Annotated in this window: 1 protein-coding gene; it reads right to left on the bottom strand. The window is 74.9% G+C overall.

From position 1 onward, the window contains the following. A partial coding sequence (locus B7767_RS10880) for a TetR/AcrR family transcriptional regulator (protein ID WP_143652346.1) occupies positions 1–403 on the bottom strand: 403 nt, incomplete at both ends.

Genomic DNA, 403 nt, shown 5'->3' with positions numbered 1-403 from the left:
CGCCGCAGGTCGGCCGGCAGGCCGGCGAGCTCGGCTTCGGCGACGCTGTTGAGTTCGGTGTACTCGAAGCTGTAGGCGACATACGTCGCCGCCAGCATGACGACGGCGTCGTGCGGACCGGCCACCTCGTGCAGGCTCCGCTCCACGCCCTGGGCCAGCAGCCCCGCCGCCTGGAGGCACGCCGCCGCCAGGATGTCGATCTTGCCGGGGTAGTGCCGGTAGAGCGCGGACGGGGTCAGCCCCACCGCCTGGGCGATCTGTCCGTTCGTGACGTTGGCGAATCCGTCCCGGGCGAACAGCGGGACGGAGGCCGCGAGGATCTCCGCGCGCCGGGTGCGCGGCACCGGCCGGGCGGGCAGTTCGACGGGGCGCGTGCCCGGCCGGCCCGCCGCCGGATCGGTCG

Origin of the sequence: Streptomyces sp. 13-12-16 (genome assembly GCF_002114215.1) — a bacterium.
Taxonomy (GTDB): domain Bacteria; phylum Actinomycetota; class Actinomycetes; order Streptomycetales; family Streptomycetaceae; genus Streptomyces.
This window is presented reverse-complemented; position numbering and strand designations above follow the sequence as displayed.